This window comes from Burkholderia sp. IO2, assembly GCF_029522185.1.
Classification (GTDB): Bacteria; Pseudomonadota; Gammaproteobacteria; order Burkholderiales; family Burkholderiaceae; genus Burkholderia; species Burkholderia cenocepacia.
The window spans coordinates 84,422-102,620 of sequence record NZ_JAKWFH010000017.1; the positions used below are offsets into that span (position 1 = coordinate 84,422).

The 18,199-nt window shown below is 67.7% G+C and carries 16 protein-coding genes; 15 read left to right on the forward strand and 1 reads right to left on the reverse strand.

Going from position 1 to position 18,199, the window contains the following annotated elements; genetic code table 11:
- Positions 1 to 62 precede the first annotated feature (62 nt).
- From MMB92_RS13415 to MMB92_RS13450, 8 genes are all read left to right on the forward strand, one after another.
- A complete protein-coding gene (locus MMB92_RS13415) occupies positions 63 to 416 on the forward strand; it encodes a YciI family protein (protein ID WP_006482933.1) in 354 nt (117 codons plus the stop codon).
- A 125-nt stretch (positions 417 to 541) separates the two neighbouring features.
- The gene (locus tag MMB92_RS13420) at positions 542 to 961 is read left to right on the forward strand and encodes a YciI family protein (protein ID WP_006482945.1); all 420 of its coding nucleotides are present in this window, start codon (positions 542 to 544) and stop codon (positions 959 to 961) included.
- Between the two features lie 25 nt (positions 962 to 986).
- On the forward strand, positions 987 to 1,403 hold the full coding sequence (locus MMB92_RS13425) for a VOC family protein (RefSeq protein WP_058902855.1): 417 nt from the start codon (positions 987 to 989) through the stop codon (positions 1,401 to 1,403).
- Positions 1,400 to 2,668, forward strand: coding sequence for an RNA polymerase sigma factor (locus tag MMB92_RS13430; protein ID WP_006482940.1), 1,269 nt, complete (start codon positions 1,400 to 1,402; stop codon positions 2,666 to 2,668). Before MMB92_RS13425 ends, MMB92_RS13430 begins: the two co-directional genes overlap by 4 nt.
- A gap of 237 nt (positions 2,669 to 2,905) precedes the next feature.
- Positions 2,906 to 3,328 (forward strand): rubrerythrin family protein, encoded by a 423-nt coding sequence (locus tag MMB92_RS13435; RefSeq protein WP_006497294.1) that lies wholly within the window; start codon positions 2,906 to 2,908, stop codon positions 3,326 to 3,328.
- 123 nt (positions 3,329 to 3,451) lie between these two features.
- Positions 3,452 to 4,789, forward strand: coding sequence for a heterodisulfide reductase-related iron-sulfur binding cluster (locus MMB92_RS13440; protein ID WP_277562725.1), 1,338 nt, complete (start codon positions 3,452 to 3,454; stop codon positions 4,787 to 4,789).
- Positions 4,790 to 4,818: 29 nt separating this feature from the next.
- Entirely contained in the window at positions 4,819 to 5,400 is a 582-nt protein-coding gene (locus tag MMB92_RS13445; protein WP_006482947.1) for a DUF3501 family protein, read from the forward strand.
- A 735-nt stretch (positions 5,401 to 6,135) separates the two neighbouring features.
- Positions 6,136 to 7,077: a DUF6566 family protein gene (locus MMB92_RS13450; protein ID WP_006482942.1), complete on the forward strand. Its 942-nt coding sequence runs from the start codon at positions 6,136 to 6,138 to the stop codon at positions 7,075 to 7,077.
- 130 nt (positions 7,078 to 7,207) lie between these two features.
- On the opposite strand, the gene MMB92_RS13455 is transcribed toward MMB92_RS13450, so the two are convergent.
- The gene (locus MMB92_RS13455) at positions 7,208 to 8,764 is read right to left on the reverse strand and encodes a mannose-1-phosphate guanylyltransferase/mannose-6-phosphate isomerase (protein ID WP_059722562.1); all 1,557 of its coding nucleotides are present in this window, start codon (positions 8,762 to 8,764) and stop codon (positions 7,208 to 7,210) included.
- Positions 8,765 to 9,195: 431 nt separating this feature from the next.
- On the opposite strand from MMB92_RS13455, the gene MMB92_RS13460 reads away from it, so the two are divergent.
- From MMB92_RS13460 to MMB92_RS13490, 7 genes are all read left to right on the forward strand, one after another.
- Entirely contained in the window at positions 9,196 to 10,569 is a 1,374-nt protein-coding gene (locus MMB92_RS13460) for an undecaprenyl-phosphate glucose phosphotransferase (RefSeq protein WP_034203384.1), read from the forward strand.
- A 74-nt stretch (positions 10,570 to 10,643) separates the two neighbouring features.
- Positions 10,644 to 12,056, forward strand: coding sequence for a UDP-glucose/GDP-mannose dehydrogenase family protein (locus MMB92_RS13465; protein ID WP_006497289.1), 1,413 nt, complete (start codon positions 10,644 to 10,646; stop codon positions 12,054 to 12,056).
- Positions 12,057 to 12,086: 30 nt separating this feature from the next.
- Positions 12,087 to 12,530: a low molecular weight protein-tyrosine-phosphatase gene (locus MMB92_RS13470; protein WP_006482944.1), complete on the forward strand. Its 444-nt coding sequence runs from the start codon at positions 12,087 to 12,089 to the stop codon at positions 12,528 to 12,530.
- A complete protein-coding gene (locus MMB92_RS13475) occupies positions 12,524 to 13,702 on the forward strand; it encodes a polysaccharide biosynthesis/export family protein (protein ID WP_006482941.1) in 1,179 nt (392 codons plus the stop codon). Before MMB92_RS13470 ends, MMB92_RS13475 begins: the two co-directional genes overlap by 7 nt.
- Before the next feature lie 50 nt (positions 13,703 to 13,752).
- Positions 13,753 to 15,978 carry a polysaccharide biosynthesis tyrosine autokinase gene (locus MMB92_RS13480; protein ID WP_006497287.1) on the forward strand — a complete coding sequence of 742 codons (2,226 nt, stop codon included), beginning with the start codon at positions 13,753 to 13,755 and terminating at the stop codon, positions 15,976 to 15,978.
- Between the two features lie 62 nt (positions 15,979 to 16,040).
- Positions 16,041 to 17,000: a glycosyltransferase family 2 protein gene (locus MMB92_RS13485; RefSeq protein ID WP_277562726.1), complete on the forward strand. Its 960-nt coding sequence runs from the start codon at positions 16,041 to 16,043 to the stop codon at positions 16,998 to 17,000.
- 43 nt (positions 17,001 to 17,043) lie between these two features.
- On the forward strand, positions 17,044 to 18,189 hold the full coding sequence (locus MMB92_RS13490) for a glycosyltransferase family 4 protein (protein ID WP_059722565.1): 1,146 nt from the start codon (positions 17,044 to 17,046) through the stop codon (positions 18,187 to 18,189).
- Positions 18,190 to 18,199 lie beyond the last annotated feature (10 nt).

The following is an 18,199-nucleotide window of genomic DNA, read 5'->3' on the forward strand; positions in this document are numbered from 1 at the left end:
CGGGCGCCGCGTGCCGCTCGCCCGGCGCATGCCGCCGCGCCCCGTCCCCACAGGAGAAATCCATGTCTTACATGCTGTTGATTGTCGAACCGACCGAACAGCGCGCCGAGCGCACCCTCGACGAAGGTCAGGCGCTCTATGCGCGGATGGTCGATTTCGCCGAGTCGCTGAAGGCCCGCGGCGTGCTGCGCGGCGTCGAGTCGCTCGAGCGGTCCGAGCGCGGCACGCGCGTGCAGGTGCGCGACGGCGAGACGCGCCTGCTCGACGGCCCGTTCGCCGAGGCGAAGGAGATGGTCGGCGGCTTCTTCCTCGTCGACGTCGACACGCGCGAGGAAGCGATCGAAATCGCGCGCCAGTGCCCGGCCGCGCAATGGTGCACGGTCGAGGTGCGCGCGGTCGGCCCGTGCTTCCTGTGAACGTCGCGACTCGGTATTTACCCTGATTTGTCGTGGCGCATGTCGATCGGGCCATCTTCCGCCCGTCGTCCGGATAAGGCGCCGCGGAACGGGCGCCGCCTTCCACCGACGACAAGGAGTAAACGATGCGATTCATGATCATGATCCGGGCGAACGCCGTCAGCGAATCCGACGCGTTGCCGGACAACCGGCTGGTCGAGGCCATGACGGTCTATCACGAGGAGCTGGCGAAAGCCGGCGTGCTGCTCGACGCCAACGGCCTGCGGTCGAGCGCCCACGGCTGGCGCGTGCGCTACACGGGCGGCAAGGGCACGGTGATCGACGGCCCGTTCGCCGAAACGAAGGAACTGATCGCCGGCTATACGCTGATCCAGGTGCGCTCGCGCGACGAGGCGCTCGAATGGACGCGCCGGTTCCCCGCGCCGTTCGGCGCCGAGCTCGACTGCGAGATCGAGGTGCGGCCGCTGTTCGAGCTCGACGACCTTACGCCGAGCGATGCGGTCGAGCGGTTCCGTGATCTCCACGTCGGCCGCAGCCACGCCTGAATCCCACCTCACCGGAGTATCCGTCATGCACAAGATGGTTTTCATCAACCTGCCGGTAGCCGACCTGCCGCGCGCGAAGACGTTCTACCAGGCGCTCGGCTTCGAGGTCGTGCCGGCCTATACCAACGAGCAGGCCGCCTGCATCAAGATCAGCGACACGATCTTCGCGATGCTGCTGGTGCGGCCGTTTTTCCAGACTTTCACCGACAAGACGATCATCGATCCGGCCACGCATATCCAGGTGTTGTCGTGCCTGTCGTGCGACAGCCGTGCCGAAGTCGACGGGCTCGTCGCGAAGGCGCTGGCGGCCGGCGGGGCCGCGCCGCAGCCGCCGCGCGAGTATCCGAACATGTACGGCCACGGGTTCACCGATCCGGACGGTCATACGTGGGAGCTGATGGCCATGCCGCTGGATGCGTCCGCCCAGGGGCAGGCGTCGTGACGCATGAGGCCACGCATCGTGCGATCGAGGCAGTCTGGCGAATCGAGGCGCCGAAGATCATCGCGCGCGCCGCGCGCGTGGTGCGCGACGTCGGCGTGGCCGAGGAACTGGCGCAGGACACGCTCGTCGCGGCGCTCGAGCACTGGCCCGTCGACGGCGTGCCCGACAACCCGGCCGCCTGGCTGATGACGGCCGTGAAGCGCCGCGCGCTCGACCGGGTCCGGCAGGAGTCGCTTCATGCGGCGAAGCGCGACCAGCTCGGTCACGAGATGGACGCGCTCGAAGCGCACGTCGTCCCCGACATCGCGGACGCGCTCGCCGACGCGAGCGACGACGACATCGGCGACGACCTGCTGCGGCTGATCTTCACGTCGTGCCACCCGGTGCTGTCGACCGACGCGCGTGTCGCGCTGACGCTGCGGCTGCTCGGCGGGCTGACGACGGGCGAGATCGCCCGGGCGTTCCTGACGCCCGAGCCGACGATCGCGCAGCGGATCGTGCGCGCGAAACGCACGCTCGCGGCGGCGCACGTGCCGTTCGAGGTGCCGGCCGCCGATGCGCGGCCGGCGCGGCTCGCGTCGGTCCTCGAAGTGATCTACCTCGTGTTCAACGAGGGCCATGCGGCGACGGCGGGCGACGACTGGATGCGTCCGGCGCTCTGCGACGAGGCGTTGCGGCTCGGCCGCGTGCTGGCCGGGCTCGCGCCGGATGAAAGCGAAGTGCTCGGGCTCGTCGCGCTGATGGAGCTACAGGCGTCGCGCATGCATGCACGCGTCGATGCACAGGGCCGGCCCGTGCTGCTGCTCGACCAGGACCGCAGCCGCTGGGATCCGTTGCTGATCCGGCGCGGCCTCGCGGCGCTGGAGCGGGCGACGAAGCTCGGCGGCGTGCGCGGGCCGTATGCGCTGCAGGCCGCGCTCGCGGCTTGCCACGCGCGGGCGCGGCAGGCGGCGGACACCGACTGGGCGCAGATCGTCGCGCTGTATGACGCGCTCGCCGAAGTCGCGCCGTCGCCGGTCGTCGAACTGAATCGCGCGGTGGCGGTGGGCATGGCGTTCGGTCCGGCCGCGGCGCTCGAACTCGTCGACGTGCTGCGTGACGATCCGGCGCTCGCGCGCTATCACTGGCTGCCGAGCGTGCGCGGCGATCTGCTCGCGAAGCTCGGCCGCGCCGACGAGGCCAAGCTGGAGTTCCGCCGCGCGGCGGATTTGACGCGCAACGAGCGTGAGCGCGAATTGCTGCTCAAGCGCGCGATGGATGCGTGACGCGCTGCCGTATGACGCGTGACGCATGACGCATGACGCGCGCGCTCCGTCTTCCCGACCGTCCGCCTCGCACCCCGCACCCGACACTATCGTCCGCATTGAAAAAGCCTATTGGGTGATGCGAACGCGAGCGCCTAGATTGAAGAGCACGATGCGCGCCCGGCGCACGCATCGTTCCCCACATATCTGATCGGCCCGGCGCCGCACGCGGCCGCGCCGACTCGAACGGAGGCGCAAATGGCTCAACTCAAGGGCAGCAAAACCGAAGAGAACCTGAAGGCCGCATTCGCGGGCGAATCGCAGGCGAATCGACGCTATCTGTATTTCGCTTCGAAGGCCGACGTCGAGGGGCAGAACGACGTCGCCGCGCTGTTCCGCTCGACCGCCGAAGGCGAAACCGGCCATGCGCACGGCCATCTCGAATACCTGGAAGCCGTCGGCGATCCGGCCACGGGCTTGCCGTTCGGTTCGTCGCGCCTGAATCTCGAATCGGCGATCGCCGGCGAAACGCACGAATACACCGACATGTATCCGGGCATGGCGAAGACCGCGCGCGACGAAGGTTTCGACGAAATCGCGAACTGGTTCGAGACGCTCGCGAAAGCCGAACGCAGCCACGCGAACCGCTACACGAAGGCGCTGGACAGTCTCGTCGACTGACGAGCCGCCGCGGGCCGCACGGCATCGCCGTGCGACCGGCCCGCAGCCGGCCGTTCGTTCCGTCGCCGCCCGCAGCGCGCGGGCGGTGCGCTTGCGCACATGCGCGCCACGCGGGAGCGTCCCATGCCCCACAAGGAAGGCAGTCTCGAAGCGCCGACCCGGCATCCGCTCGACTGGCAGTCCGAAGCGTTCTACGACCAGGCCGCGATCGATGCGGAAATGACGCGTGTATTCGACATCTGCGCCGGCTGCCGGCGCTGCGTGTCGCTGTGCGGCGCGTTTCCGGCGCTGTTCGACCTGGTCGACGACACGCCGACGGGCGACATCGAGGAAGTGCCGAAGGCCGCGTTCGGCAAGGTCGTCGACCAGTGCTATCTGTGCGACCTCTGCTACATGACGAAATGCCCGTACGTGCCGCCGCACGCATGGAACGTCGATTTCCCGCACCTGATGCTGCGCGGCAAGGCCGCGCGTTACAAACGCGGCGAAGCGACGTTGCGCGACAAGGTGCTGTCGAATACCGATGCGCTCGGCCATTTCGCGGGCATTCCGGTCGTCACGCAGGCGGTCAACGCGGTGAACCGCACGCCGCCCGCGCGCCACGCGCTCGAAGCGGCGCTCGGCGTCGATCGTCATGCGTGGCTGCCGGAATTCGCGCCGCGCAAGTTCCGGCGCGCCGCCAGACGTTCGGACAACCCGCCCGTGCGCGACGGCGAACGCACGCCCGGCAAGGTCGCGATCTATGCGACCTGCTACGTGAACTTCAACGAGCCGGGAATCGGCCACGACCTGCTCGCGATCCTCGCGCACAACGAGATCCCGTACGAACTCGTCGCGCGCGAAGCGTGCTGCGGGATGCCGCTGCTCGAGCAGGGCAATCTCGACGGCGTCGCCGCGAAGCAGGCCGTCAACATCCCGGTGCTCGAACGCTACGCGCGCGACGGCTATGCGCTGATCGGCGCGATTCCGAGCTGCGTGCTGATGTACAAGAGCGAGCTGCCGCTGATGTTCCCTGATGACGCAGCCGTGCGCGCGGTGGCCGACGCGTTCTGGGACCCGTTCGAATACGTGATCGCGCGGCATCGCGACGGGCTGCTGAAGACCGATTTCAAGACCGGCCTCGGCACCGTGTCTTATCACGTGCCGTGCCATGCGCGCGTGCAGAACATCGGCCGCAAGACGGCCGATGCGCTGTCGCTCGTGCCCGATACGCGCGTGAACGTGGTCGAGCGTTGCTCGGGCCACGCGGGCACGTTCGGCGTGAAGAAGGCATTTCATGCGGAGGCGATGCGGATCGGCGCGCCGGTGTTCAAGGCGATGGCCGAGCCGCATCCGGACGTCGTGTCGTCAGACTGCGCGCTCGCCGGCCATCACATCGTGCAGGGCATCGACGAAAAGGGGCTGCCGCACGCGCCGCTCGCGCATCCGTTGACGCTGCTGCGCCGCGCGTACGGCATCTGAGCCGCTGCCGGCCATCCACGAGGACATCCATGACGCTGACCCGCGACTCCCTGCTGACGCTCGAAGCGTACGCGAAGATCCGCAAGGCCGAACACGCGCGGCTCGTCGCGTACAAGCGCCGCCGCGCGGTGGCGCTCGGCAACCACCTGCGTTTCCTGTTCGAGGACGAGACGACGATCCGCTATCAGATCCAGGAGATGCTGCACATCGAGAAGATCTTCGACGAGGCCGGCATCGAAGGGGAGCTCGACGCGTATCTGCCGCTGGTGCCCGACGGCACCAACCTGAAGGCGACGATGCAGATCGAGTACGAGCATGAAATCGAACGGCGCGCGGCGCTCGCGCGGCTGATCGGCGTGGAGGATCGCGTGTACCTGCGGGTCGACGGGCACGCGAGCGTCTACGCGATCGCCGACGAGGATCTCGAGCGCGACAACGCGGAGAAGACGTCGGCCGTGCACTTCGTGCGCTTCGAGTTCGATGCGCCGATGCGCGCGGCGCTCAAGGGCGGCGCGGCGCTGTCGATCGGCTGCGATCACCCGGCCTACACGATGCCGCCGCAGCGGGTGGACGCGGACGTGACCGCGTCGCTGGCCGGCGATCTGCGCTAGCGCCACGGCCTCCCCGCGCTGCGTGCCACGCACGCGGGCTTGCGCTTTTCCGTTCCGACCCGAAGAAACCCGCGCCCCGCGCCGTCCGGCGCGGCCGTGCGGCGCTCGCCGCGAAAATGTAACAAGCGTGACGGATTTGCATGCGGGGACACATTGGGCGCGCGGCGTCAGCGTGTTTTCATCACTCGCAGAGAAACAATAAAGAGATTGTGCATGAAGATAATTTGATTCAGCGCAATTTGAATGATTTACCGATTCATGAATATCTTGTTACGAATTTTCCCCTGATTTACCGATTTTCGGAGGCTATTCCGGGCGGTGTTGCCGGCAGGGGTCGGAGCAGCCCGAAACCGCCTGTTTCAGCGCATTCTTCAGACGCTGCGGAGCCCCGCCGGACGGGCCTTTGCAGCCATCGGCATAAAGATCTCGCAAAAAAATTCAAGCGTAAATGGATTGCCCGCCCATGGCAGGTTGTTTCAGTGCGTAACATTAAGTCATTGTCATATTGAGATAAACCCTAGGGATGGTATGCTTCGTGCACAAAAATTCCCACATTGGAGTGAGACCGCGATTTGTGCGCCATTGCCGGGAATCGCGGCACCGTGAAAGTGCGGTGTCGCCCGGTATGCACAACGCCGGATAACCATAATGTGCAACCTGGCCGCCCCGCGACGCGATGTGTCGCGACGGCGCCGCCAATCGCAGCCCCGGCCTGGCTGCGTGGAGAGATCGACTATGTTCTTCGATGAGCTTAACGATGAAGAGTGGTTTCGCCTTTCAGCGCTGATCGCCGATGAACCCATCCGGCTGAACCGTCGCGGGCGTCCACGCGCCGAACCGCGTGTCGTCGCCAACGCGGTGCTGTGGATCCTGACGACCGGGGAAGCCTGGTCCAAGCTGCCCGGTCGCTATCCGTCCGGGCCGACGTGCCGTCGTCGCTACGAGGAGTGGCTCGCGAACGGCACGCTGCTGCAGATGATCGACGTGCTGACCCAGTTCAGCGGGCGCACGTTCGCGTATATTCCGCCGCCGCCGGAGGCCGTCGTGCCGGCTCGCCGCGCGGAGCCCGTGCCCGACAACGATCGTCTGCGTGGCGTGTTCTGGCAAAACCCCGAGTCGTGGCAATTGCCGGTTGCGCAGGCAAACGTTTGGGAGGGCGAGGGTGCGTCGTTGAGCACGATGTCGGCCGACCAGGTGGACGGCCGCGCCGACGTGTCGTTCTCGGTGCCCGGCGCGCCGGCCACGGAGCTGCGCCATGCGCGGGCGTCGTCCGCGAGCTTCTCGTCGGCCGAGCCGCAGATCGACGAGTATCGCGGCTATACGATCAGCGGCACCGCGCAGCCCGTGCAGAACCTGATGTATCGCGCGTGGGCCGAGATCTCGCAGGACGACCGGCGCGTCGAACGCTCGGGCCTGATCGGCCCGCGCTTCACCGATGCCGAGGAAGCCGAGCAGTATGCGCTCGACTGGGCGCGCCAGTGGATCGATCGCCACGGTGCGAGCGACGCGCCGGCGCGCGAGCCGCAAGGCGAAGTGCTGGCCGGTTTGTCGGCGCTGGCGCGTGCGGAATCGGACATCAAGCGCTTCATCGCCGAGCGTCGCGCGGGTGCGTTGTCGGAAAGCCGCAACGATCCCGTGCAGTCGGAGCGTCGCGAATACGCGTATCGCGTCGGTTGATCGTCGTCCCCGCGCGACGCGCGGGCCGTCGTGTGCCACGATGCCCGCGCCGCGCGCCCGTCCGGTTTTTCCATCATGTCCGTATTGCCCGGGCGCCGCCGTCGAAGCGGCGCCCGGGGTGCATGGCGCGTTACTGCCGGCCGTAGGTATCGTCGAAGCGGACGATGTCGTCCTCGCCGAGATACGCACCCGACTGCACTTCGATCAGTTCGAGCGGCATCTTGCCCGGGTTCTCCAGGCGGTGCGATACGCCGAGCGGAATGTACGTCGATTCGTTTTCGGACAGCAGGAACGTTTCGTCGCCGCGCGTGATGCGAGCGGTGCCGCGCACGACGATCCAGTGCTCGGCGCGGTGGTGGTGCATCTGCAGCGACAGTTGCGCGCCCGGCTTCACGACGATGCGTTTCACCTGGAACCGCTCGCCCGTGTCGACCGAGTCGTAGTGGCCCCACGGACGATGGACCTTGCGGTGATCGGTCGCTTCGGTGCCTTGTCGCGCCTTGATGTGCCCGACGATCTTCTTCACGTCCTGCACGCGCGATTTGTCCGCGACGAGCACGGCGTCGGGCGTTTCGACGACGACCAGGTTCTGCGTGCCGACGCACGCGACGAGGCGGCTTTCCGAATGCGCGAACGTCGATTCGGCGCCTTCGAACAGCACGTGGCCGCGGCCGACGTTGCCGGTCTCGTCCTTCGCCGAGATCTGCCAGATCGCGTCCCACGAACCGACGTCCGACCAGCCCGCGTCGAGCGGCACGACCACGCTCTCGCACAGTTGCGGCTGGCTCGCGAGCGGCTCCATCACCGCATAGTCGATCGAGTTCGACGGCGACGCGGCGAACGCCTCGCGATCGACGCGGAAGAAATCGCCATCGTCCCGGCCCTGGGCGACGGCCTGTTCGCAGGCTGCGTAGATCGCGGGTTCCAGCTGCCGGATCGCCTTCAGCCAGACCGACGCGCGCACGATGAAGATGCCGCTGTTCCACCAGTATTCGCCCGACGCGACGTACTGCTGCGCGAGTTCGAGGTGCGGCTTCTCGACGAAACGGTCGAGGCGGCGCACGTCGAGGGTGCCGGTCCCGGCGTCGCCGAGCGGCGCGCCGACGCGGATGTAGCCGTAGCCGGTCTCCGCGTGCTTGGGCACGATGCCCATGGTCGCAATCTTGCCTTGCGCGGCGCAGTGCACGCCGGCCGCGACGGCCGCGTGAAAGCGCGGCAGGTCGGCGACCGCATGGTCGGCCGGCATCACGGTCATCACCGCATCGTTGCCGTCGGCGACGAGCCGCAGCGCGGCGAGCGTCAGCGCGGGCGCGGTGTCGCGGCCGAGCGGCTCGAGCATGATGGTCGCGCGCTTGGCCGTCAGGCGCAGCTGTTCGGCGGTCGTGAAGCGATGATCCTCGCCGCATACGATCAGCACGTCGTCGTTCAGCGGGTGATCGGCCGTCAGGCCGTCGAGGCGCAGCGCGGTCGACTGCAGCAGCGAATGATCGCCGAGCAGGCCGATCAGCTGTTTCGGGAAACGCTCGCGCGACATCGGCCACAGGCGCGTGCCGGAACCGCCGGCAAGAATCACGGGCTGCACGGCGAGACGCATACCGGCTGCGGGCATACCGGCGCCGGGCGTGCCGACGGCGGTTGCGGCGGAAGAAGAATGGCGCGTTTCGGCGGCCACTGCCGGAGCATTCATGATGACACTCTCCACGGTTGAAGTCAGTGCCTGTCGTTGTAGCATGAAGTAAATCGACAATAAAACCGGACCCAATGCCGAATATCCGCCACGCATTCATCCGGAAGAATTTTCCTCGATGGCATCGGCTGGAAATAAAAAAATAAAAAATAATTCCGGTCGCCGGCCGGATGTGCCCGCCCGCAAAGGGTGCACGGCAAGCGTAACGAGTCTGAAAAAATCCCCGTTTCCGCCCGATTCGGGAAAACCTGCCGATTTAATTAAAAAAGATCGCGGCAAGAATTTCCGATTATTTTTCGAAATACTTGTGCGCTTGAGGGGGAATTTTCTTGTCGCTTCAATAGCATCATGCAACGTTTGAATCGAAGGTGCGGCACGGGTCGCACGAGGAGCTGTTCGGCAAACGCCTGTTCAAGGAAGAGGAAACGGACATGTTGAGCGTGCTGGCGAGAGTCATCGATATCGCGATGGTCGTGACGGGCGCGCTGATCGCGGCCGCGCTGCACGACGGCAGCATCGGGCTCAGCGACCTGCAGCGCACGACGGTGCTGTTCGACTGCCTGCTGGTCGTCGTGTTCTTTCCGGCCGTCGGCATCTACCAGTCGTGGCGCGGTAAGCGTCTCGTCGGGCTGATGGGGCGCGTCGCGTTCGCGTGGCTCGCGGTCGAGCTCGCGGGCATCCTGATGAGCTTCAGCTTTCACCAGTCGGGCGACCTGTCGCGGCTGTGGCTGGGTTACTGGGCGCTGGTGACGATGGCGCTGCTCGCCGGCTCGAAGGCCTGCGTGCACGTCGTGCTGCGGCAGTTGCGCCGCGGCGGCTACAACCTGAAGGCGGTCGCGATCGTCGGCGGCACGCCGGCGGCGCGGCGGCTGATCGCGCAGATGCGGGCGCGGCCGGAGGCCGGCTTCAACCCGGTGTGCGTGTACGACGAAAGCGAGGCGCCGGGCGAAGTCGCGCTCGACGACGTGCGCATCGAGCGGCAGTTCGAATCGCTGGTGTGGCTGGTGCGCAGCCGCGCGATCAGCGAGCTGTGGCTCACGCTGCCGATCACGGAGGAGCGCCGGATTCACCAGATCGTGACGGTGTTTCGCCACGACTTCGTGAACATCCGCTTCATTCCGGACGTGCGCACGCTGTCGTTCTTCAACCAGGAAGTGGTCGAGGTGCTCGGCGTGCCGGCGATCAACCTCGCGGCGTCGCCGATCACCGACGTGCGGATCCTGCCGAAGTTCGTGTTCGACCGGCTGTTCGCGCTGGCGGCGCTCACGGCGCTCGCGCCGGTGATGGTGCTGATCGCGGCGCTGATCAAGCTGACCTCGCGCGGGCCGGTGTTCTTTCGGCAGAAGCGCAAGGGCATCGACGGGCACGAGTTCGAGATCTACAAGTTTCGCTCGATGAAGGTGCATCAGGAAGTGGCCGGGCAGGTCACGCAGGCAACCAAGAACGACTCGCGCGTGACGCCGGTCGGCCGGTTCCTGCGCCGCACGAGCCTCGACGAGCTGCCGCAGTTCATCAACGTGCTGAAGGGCGAGATGTCGGTGGTGGGGCCGCGCCCGCATGCGCTCGCGCACGACGACATCTACAAGGATCTGGTCAAGGGCTACATGTTCCGCTACCGGATCAAGCCCGGCATCACCGGGTGGGCGCAGATCAACGGCTTTCGCGGCGAAACCGACCAGATCGAGAAGATGATGGGCCGCGTGAAGCTCGACCTGTACTACATGCAGAACTGGTCGTTCTGGCTCGACATCAAGATCGTCGTGCTGACGCTGTGGAAAGGGTTCACCGGCAGCAACGCGTACTGACACCGACGCGCTGCGTCACGCAGGCATTCCGGTTTTACGAATTTCGAATCATTGGTCAAGGGGTCCGACACATCATGAATCTGACTATCATCGGCAGCGGTTACGTAGGGCTTGTCACCGGCGCCTGTCTCGCCGACATCGGGCACGACGTGTTCTGTCTCGACGTCGACCAGGCGAAGATCGACATCCTGAACGACGGCGGCGTGCCGATCCACGAGCCGGGCCTGAAGGAAGTGATCGCGCGCAACCGTTCGGCGGGCCGCCTGCGCTTCTCGACCGACATCGAGGCCGCGGTCGCGCACGGCGACGTGCAGTTCATCGCGGTCGGCACGCCGCCCGACGAGGACGGTTCGGCCGACCTGCAGTACGTGCTCGCGGCGGCGCGCAACATCGGCCGCTACATGACCGGCTTCAAGGTGATCGTCGACAAGTCGACGGTGCCGGTCGGCACGGCCGAGCGCGTGCGCGCGGCGGTCGCCGAGGAGCTCGCGAAGCGCGGCGGCGACCAGATGTTCTCGGTCGTGTCGAATCCGGAATTCCTGAAGGAAGGCGCGGCCGTCGACGATTTCACGCGGCCGGACCGCATCGTGATCGGCTGCGACGACGACGTGCCGGGCGAGCGCGCCCGCGAGCTGATGAAGAAGCTCTACGCGCCGTTCAACCGCAATCACGAGCGCACGCTGTACATGGACGTGCGCTCGGCCGAGTTCACGAAGTACGCGGCGAACGCGATGCTCGCGACGCGCATCTCGTTCATGAACGAGCTGGCGAACCTCGCCGACCGTTTCGGCGCGGACATCGAGGCCGTGCGCCGCGGGATCGGCTCCGATCCGCGCATCGGCTACCACTTCCTGTACGCCGGCTGCGGCTACGGCGGCTCGTGCTTCCCGAAGGACGTCGAGGCGCTGATCCGCACGGCCGACGAGCACGGCCAGTCGCTGCAGATCCTCAAGGCCGTGTCGTCGGTCAACGCGACGCAAAAGCGCGTGCTCGCCGACAAGATCGTCGCGCGCTTCGGCGAGGACCTGAGCGGCCGCACGTTCGCGCTGTGGGGCCTCGCGTTCAAGCCGAACACCGACGACATGCGCGAGGCGCCGAGCCGCGAGCTGATCGCCGAGCTGCTGTCGCGCGGCGCGCGCGTCGCCGCGTACGACCCGGTCGCGCAGCAGGAAGCGCGCCGCGTGATCGCGCTCGATCTGGCCGATCACCCGAGCTGGCTCGAACGCCTCACCTTCGTCGACGACGAGGCGCAGGCCGCGCGCGACGCCGACGCGCTCGTGATCGTCACCGAATGGAAGGCGTTCAAGAGCCCCGACTTCGTCGCGCTCGGCCGCCTGTGGAAGACGCCGGTGATCTTCGACGGCCGCAACCTGTACGAGCCGGAGACGATGAGCGAGCAGGGCATCGAGTATCACCCGATCGGGCGGCCGGGCTCGCGCCAGGCAGTCGCCGCCCGCGTGCCGGGCGCTGCGCGCGCCAGCGCGTAACCCGCTTTCCGTCACTCGTTACGAGACGCCATGTTCCGGAACATCCTGATCGTCTGCCACGCGAACGTCTGCCGCAGCCCGGCGGCGGAAATGCTGTTCAAGTCGCACGCCGCGTCGCGCGGCGGCCCGCGTCCGACGTTCCACTCGGCCGGCGTGCACGCGAACGACGGCGACGGCATCGATCCGGTGATGCGGCAACTGCTGGCCGAGCGCGGCGTCGATGCGACGACCCACCGCTCGCGGCGGCTGTCGCGCCGGATCGTGCGCGACGCCGACCTGATTCTCGTCAGCGAGCGCCGACAGATCGCGGCCGTCGAAGCGGTCGATCCGTTCGCGCGCGGCAAGGTTCACCTGCTCGGCAAGTGGGAAGGGGCCGAGATTGCGGACCCGCACGGCGGCCCCGAGGCCGACTACCGCGAGAGCTACTCACTGATCGAACGTCTGGTTCAAGGATGGCTACAGAAACTATGCTGAAACGCCCGATGCGCCCGGTGGCGCTTGCCGTCGCGCTGACGACTTTCCTGTCAGCCTGTGCAACCGCGCCCGGCAACTACCTCGACTCGTCGAACCTGAAGGACGAAGGCCGGCAGGAAGCGGCCGAAACCTATCCGGTTCATTACATCGATGCCAAAGTGGTGATGGACCAGCTGCAGAAAGCGCAGGTCGATCACCCGCTGCCGCCGGGACGTTACACCGATCCGTCGCAGTACACGTATCGCGTCGGCCCGCAGGACATCCTCGGCGTCACCGTGTGGGATCACCCGGAGCTGACGACGCCGCAGGGCCAGTCGTTCTCGAGCGGCGGCAACACGACGCAATCGGTCGCGGGCGCGCTGCAGCAGCCGTATACGACCGCGCTGCCGGGCCAGGCCGATCCGTACGGCCAGACGGTCGCCGCCGACGGCACGATCTTCTTCCCGTTCGTCGGCCGCATCCGCGTGGCGGGCAAGACGGTCGCGCAGATCCGCGACGAGATGGCGTCCAGCCTCGCGCGCTATGTGAAGAATCCGCAGCTCGACGTGCGCGTGCTGTCGTTCCGCAGCCAGAAGGTGCAGGTGACGGGCGAGGTCAAGCAGCCGGGCCCGCTCGCGGTGAGCGACGTGCCGCTCACGCTCGTCGACGCGATCTCGCGCTCGGGCGGCTCGACCGCCGAGGCCGACCTGCAGCGCGTGCGCCTGACGCGCGACGGCAAGCTGTACACGCTCGACGCGAACGGCGTGCTCGATCGCGGCGAAGTGAAGCAGAACGTGATGCTGCAGCCGGGCGACATCGTCAACGTGCCGGACCGCAGCGACAGCCGCGTGTTCATCATGGGCGAGGTCAAGACGCCGGTCACGGTGCCGATGCTCAAGGGCCGGCTGACCATCGCCGATGCGCTGACCGCGGGCGGCGGGATTCTCGACACCGATGCGAACCCGCGCAAGATCTACGTGATGCGCGGGATGCGCGACAACCCGACGAAGCCTGAAGTGTTCCGTCTCGACATGACGCAGCCCGACGCGCTGATGCTGTCGAGTCGCTTCCCGCTTCAACCGCTCGACGTCGTCTACGTCAGCACGGCCAGCTCGGTGCAGTTCAACCGCGTGCTGCAGCAGGTGCTGCCGACGATCCAGACGATCTTCTACATGCGGCAAATCACGCGCTGATAGCCCGCCGGGGTGGCGTCCGCCCCCCGGCACCACTCAAGCGGGAACGAATGGTGAACACGCAAGCGAAACACTCCTACGCGGACCTGACCGCGAAGACCGAGGAAGAGGACGTCGTCCTCGGCCAGTTGCTCCAGGTCATCATGGACGACATCTGGCTGCTGCTCGGCATCGCGGTGACGGTCGTCGCGCTCGCCGGCCTCTACTGCTTCATCGCGAAGCCGGTCTACCAGGCGGACGTGCACGTGCGGGTCGAGGGCAACGACAATACGTCGCAGGCGCTCACGCAGACGCAGACGGGCGCGTCGATCAACAGCGGCCCGCAGCAGGCGCCGACCGACGCGGAAATCGAGATCATCAAGAGCCGCGGCGTCGTCGCGCCGGTCGTCGACCAGTTCAAGCTGAACTTCACGGTCGCGCCGAAGACGCTGCCGGTGATCGGCAGCCTCGCCGCGCGCCTCGCGACGCCGGGCGAACCGTCGCGGCCGTGGCTCGGCCTGAAATCGTATGCGTGGGGCGGCGAAGTCGCCGACATCGACACGATCAACGTCGTGCCGGCGCTCGAAGGCAAGAAGCTGACGCTGACGGCCGGCCCGAACGGCACCTATTCGCTGGTCGACGAGAACGGCACGCGGCTGCTGGCGGGCCGCGTCGGCGAATCGGCGCAGGGCGGCGGCGTGACGCTGCTCGTGCAGAAGCTCGTCGCGCGCCCCGGCACGCAATTCACGGTGGTTCGCTACAACGATCTCGACGCGATCAGCGGGTTCCAGGCCGGCATCCAGGTGAGCGAGCAGGGCAAGCAGACCGGCGTCGTGCAGATCTCGCTCGAAGGCAAGGACCCGGACCAGACCGCCGCGATCGCGAACGCGCTCGCGCAGTCGTACCTGAACCAGCACGTGGTCGCGAAGCAGGCCGAAGCGACCAAGATGCTCGACTTCCTGAAGGGCGAGGAGCCGCGCCTGAAGGCCGATCTCGAACGCGCGGAGGCCGCGCTCACGCAATACCAGCGCACGTCGGGCTCGATCAACGCGAGCGACGAGGCGAAGGTCTACCTCGAAGGCAGCGTGCAGTACGAGCAGCAGATCGCCGCGCAACGCCTGCAGCTCGCGTCGCTCGCGCAGCGCTTCACCGATTCGCACCCGATGGTGATCGCCGCGAAGCAGCAGCTCGCGGAGCTGCAGGGCGAAAAGGACAAGTTCAGCAACCGCTTCCGCAGCCTGCCGGCGACCGAAGTGAAGGCCGTCCAGCTCCAGCGCGACGCGAAGGTCGCCGAGGACATCTACGTGCTGCTGCTGAACCGCGTGCAGGAACTGTCGGTGCAGAAGGCCGGCACGGGCGGCAACATCCACCTGATCGATTCGGCGCTGCGTCCGGGCGCGCCGGTCAAGCCGAAGAAGGTGCTGATCCTGTCGGCCGCCGTGTTCCTCGGGCTGATCCTTGGCACCGGCGTCGTGTTCCTGCGTCGCAACCTGTTCCAGGGCATCGAGGACCCGGACCGCATCGAGCGCGCGTTCAACCTGCCGCTGTACGGGCTGGTGCCGCAAAGCGCCGAGCAGGTGAAGCTCGACGCGGCGGCGGAGAAGGGCGGCAGCCGTGCGCGGCCGATCCTCGCGAGCCTGCGGCCGAAGGACCTGAGCGTCGAGAGCATGCGCAGCCTGCGCACCGCGATGCAGTTCGCGATGATGGACGCGAAGAACCGCGTGATCGTGCTGACCGGCCCGACGCCGGGCATCGGCAAGAGCTTCCTGACGGTCAACCTCGCGGTGCTGCTCGCGCATTCGGGCAAGCGCGTGCTGCTGATCGACGCCGACATGCGGCGCGGGATGCTCGACCGCTACTTCGGCCTCACCGTGCAGCCGGGCCTGTCGGAGCTGCTGAGCGATCAATCGGCGCTCGAGGATGCCGTGCGCGAGACGCCGGTGCAGGGCCTGTCGTTCATCTCGGCCGGCACGCGTCCGCCGAACCCGTCGGAGCTGCTGATGTCGACGCGCCTGCCGCAATACCTCGAAGGGCTCGGCAAGCGCTACGACGTCGTGCTGATCGATTCGCCGCCGGTGCTGGCGGTGACCGACGCGACCATCATCGGCCGCATGGCCGGCTCGACCTTCCTCGTGCTGCGCTCGGGCATGCATACCGAAGGCGAGATCGCTGATGCGATCAAGCGCCTGCGCACCGCGGGCGTCGATCTGGAAGGCGGGATCTTCAATGGCGTGCCGCCGAAGGCGCGCGGCTACGGCCGCGGCTATGCGGCCGTGCACGAATACCTGAGCGCGTGACCGGGTCGCGCGAAACCGGGCCGGCGCCACGCGCGCCGGCCCGGCCGACTGGAGAACCTCGAATGAAAATTTCCGTGCTCGTTCCGACCTATCGGCGTCCCGCCGACCTCGCGCGCTGCCTGCTGGCGCTGCAGCGGCAGCAGCGGCTGCCCGACGAGGTGATCGTCGTCGCGCGCCCGGAGGACGACGCCACGCACGAACGGCTCGCCGATCCGGCGGTCGGCGGCGCGCTGCCGCTGCGCCTCGTGCCGGTCGACGTGCCGGGGCAGGTCGCCGCGCTGAACAAGGGGCTCGACTCGGCGAACGGCGACATCGTCGCGATCACCGACGACGATGCGGCGCCGCGTCCCGACTGGCTCGCGCGCATCGAAGCCGCGTTCCTGTCCGATCCGCGCGTGGGCGCGGTCGGCGGACGCGACTGGGTGCACGAGAAAGGCCGCGTGCTCTACGAATCGAGAGAGCTCGTCGGCCAGCTCACGCTGTCCGGCAAGATCGTCGGCAATCATCACCTCGGCGTCGGCGGCGCGCGCGAAGTCGACATGCTCAAGGGCGCCAACATGAGCTACCGGCGCGCGGCGATCGAACGGCTGCGCTTCGACACGCGGCTGCGCGGCGCCGGCGCGCAGGTGCACAACGACATGGGCTTCAGCATGCACGTGCAGCGCGAAGGCTGGAAGCTCGTCTACGACCCGTCGATCGCGGTCGATCACTTCCCGGCCGAGCGCTTCGACGACGACCGGCGCGATGCCGCGTCGCTGAACGCGATCAGCAACGGCGCGTACAACCTGCATCTGATCCTGCGCGAGCATCTGCCACCGCTGCGGCGCGAGATCGCGTGGTGGTGGTGGACGCTGGTCGGTACGCGCGTCTATCCCGGCTTCGCGCACGTGCTGCTGTCGCTGCCTGGCGCCCGGCGCGAGCGTGTGCTCGCGCACTGGCGCGCGGTGCGCCGCGGCGCGCGCGATGCGCGCCGCACGAATCTCGCCCCCCACCGTGCGGCGATGCCGCCGGTAACGTTTTGAACGGCCCGCGCGCACCGCGCGCGGCCCCCTCCGGAGGGCTCGCATGACCACGAAGGCTGCAACGAAAGTCCACGTCCATCTGTTCCACGGCGCCGATCCGCGTACCTACCGGAAAGGCGACGAGATCGGCTGCCTGTACGGCTATCACCACGCCGAATCCGACGAATTCCGGCTGACCTATTCGCAGGACGGCGCCGAAAACCGCGTCGTGAGCGTCGCGCGCCGCGCGCTGAAGGCGGCGCTCGGCTTCGACGTCGTGCATGCGTGGCGCAATCGCGCGGCGTTGCTCGATACCGACGTGATCTGGACGCATACCGAGCAGGAGCATCTGGCTGCCGCGTTGATCCTGAAGCTCGCCGGTGAGCAGGGCAAGGGCCCGCTGCTGCTCGCGCAGAGCGTGTGGCTGTTCGACAAGTGGGGCAGCTTCGGCGGCCCGCGCCGCTGGCTGTACCGCAAGCTGATCGCGCGCGCCGACGCGCTGACCACGCTCGCCCGCGACAATGCCGACCTGTGCCGCCGCTATCTCGGACGCGACGCCGAGTTCGTCTACTACGGGCTGAACACGCAGGATTTCCCGCCGGTCGAGCCGCAGCAATGGACGCCGAACCGGCCGTTGCGGATCGCGGCGATCGGTAACGACCGCGACCGCGACTGGCGCACGTTCCTCGCCGCGTTCGGCGGCGACGCGCGCTACGACGTGCGGCTCGCGACGCGCCGCCGCGTGCCGCGCGAATGGCACGCGCCGAACGTGAAGATCGGCCCCGCGTCGGGGCTCGCGAAGCAGCATGAACTGTACGCGTGGGCCGACGTGATCGTCGTGCCGCTGCGGCCGAATTTCCACGCGTCCGGCATCACGGTGATGCTCGAGGCGGCAGCCGTCGGCAAGCCGATGATCGTGTCCGACGTGGGCGGCCTGAGCGACTACTTCCCGCACGATACGGCCGCCTACGTGCCGGCGTTCGACGCGCAGGCGATGCGTCAGGCCGCCGATCGCTTCGTCGCCGATCCGGTGGCGGCGCTCGACTGCGCGCGGGCGGCCGCCGCGTGCCTGCGCGAGCGCGACCTGACCACGCAGGCGTTCGCCGAGCAGCACGTGCGGATCACGCGCGACATGCTGCGCCGGCGCCGCACGCCCGCGGCGGCCGGCGTCGCGATGCCGCTCGCGGATTCGCGTCCGTCGTCGCGCTGAGAGCGGATCG